A 1858-nucleotide genomic window follows, 5' to 3' on the forward strand; every position below is an offset into this window, starting at 1 on the left:
TCTGCCTCCAGAGGCAAAATGCCGTTGTCATTCCAGATCAGACGCACAGGACACAGCTCTCAGAACAGAGAATAACACTCTTCAGACAAAATGTGAGAAATCCGCGTCGAACACTTCCTGAGGCACAACGTAGTTGAGGGCTACGCCGACAAGATAGAGCGAGACGGTCAGCAATATCCCGCCATAGGGCACGGACTGCCGATTCATGGCGGCCAGAAAGGAGGGGGCGGCTCCGCCAAGTGCCATGGCGCGCATGACGCGACTGGTGGAATAAAGACCGGAATTGAGGCTGGAGAGAGCGGCGGTCAGCACCACCAGATTCATCACGCTGTCGGCGTAAGGCACGCCAAGGGCGTTGAAGAACGTGACAAAGGGGCTGGTGCCCGCGTGATAGGCTTTCCATGGCAGAAGACAAACCAGAAGGACGACAGAGCCGACATAGAAGATGGCAATACGCCAGATCACGCTGTTGATGGCGCGCGGGATGACGGTCCGGGCATCTGCGCATTCGCCTGCGGCGGTTCCTATGAGCTCGATGCCTGAATAGGCGAAGACCACGCCCTGTGTCAGCGCAAGCGCTGCAAATAGTCCATGCGGGAAAAAGCCACCGTTTTCGGTAATGAGATGAAAGCCGGTGTCGTGACCGCCCACAGGCATCCCTGAAGCCAGAATAATGGTGCCGACGACAAGAAACAGAACGAGCGCCACGACTTTGATGAGGGAGAACCAAAACTCCATTTCGCCGAAATATTTCACGCCCAGCAGGTTCATGCCGGTGACGAGACACAGGGCAAGCAGGGCGAAAACCCACTGCGGAACAGATGAGAAACTGCTCCAGAACTGCATGTAGAGGGCGACGGCCGTAATGTCGGCTATGCCAGTCATCACCCAGTTGAGGAATGAGGTCCAGCCCGCGACATAGGCAGCTTTTTCTCCGAGAAACTCTTGAGCGTAAGACACAAAGCTGCCGCTGCTGGGGCGGTGCATAACCAGTTCACCCAGCGCTCGGAGGATGAGAAAGCCGAAAAAGCCACAGACGGCGTAAACGAGGGCGAGCGAAGGGCCGCCGCTCTCCAGTCGGCTTCCGGCTCCAAGGAAAAGACCCGTTCCGATGGCACCTCCGACGGCGATCATCTGGATCTGGCGACGGCCAAGATTCTTTTTGTAGCCTTCGGAAGACAGGGAGGGGGAGTTGGTCATAGACGGTGCGGCCTATTTGGTTCGATGGCGATCATTCTGGAGGAAGAGAATGAAACGATAACGAAACAATGTCGAGCGGAAGCGAGGTAAGGCGGGTTTGCTAACTTTTTTCATCGACCGACCTAGGCGCCCTTGGCAGGGGAATGGCTCTGGGTTAGATAGGCAATGGCGTGGACCCGTAGCTCAGCTGGATAGAGCGTCGCCCTCCGAAGGCGAAGGTCGAAGGTTCGAATCCTTTCGGGTCCGCCAGTATTATCAAGAAATTGCAGAATAACGTCGTTCTCGCGGGCGATTAGACAATCGGCGTAATTTATCGATCCCTGATTCCGGCGCTGGTGGCGCTATGTGCGTAGCTATCTATCTCAGTTGTGGTTTTTCCATTGTAACGGATAACTTTGTGGGCGCAGCCAAATCGTAGTTACTTCTTGGTTCGTCTGCGTTCATTAATTTGAGAGAGAAATCTTGGTTGCGACGGGCGCGGTGTTCTTCGCGGTCGTGAGCCGGCTTTCGAAGCGACGGAGTTGTCGCCGGCCTGGAACTTCAATCAATCGACGCGGATTTCTCACATTTTGTCTGAAGAGTGTTATTCTCTGTTCTGAGAGCTGTGTCCTGTGCGTCTGATCTGGAATGACAACGGCATTTTGCCTCTGGAGGCAGA

1 tRNA gene and 1 pseudogene are annotated in these 1858 nt (G+C 55.1%); one reads left to right on the forward strand and one right to left on the reverse strand.

The features are described from left to right. Positions 1-105 precede the first annotated feature (105 nt). Positions 106-1200: pseudogene (locus GOB87_RS16350) on the reverse strand (amino acid permease); the annotation flags it as partial. 172 nt (positions 1201-1372) lie between these two features. Between GOB87_RS16350 and GOB87_RS16355 the strand changes: the two are divergent. Next, positions 1373-1449, forward strand: a tRNA-Arg gene (locus tag GOB87_RS16355). Positions 1450-1858: the final 409 nt, after the last annotated feature.

It is taken from the genome of Acetobacter estunensis, assembly GCF_011516945.1.
Classification (GTDB): domain Bacteria; phylum Pseudomonadota; class Alphaproteobacteria; order Acetobacterales; family Acetobacteraceae; genus Acetobacter; species Acetobacter estunensis.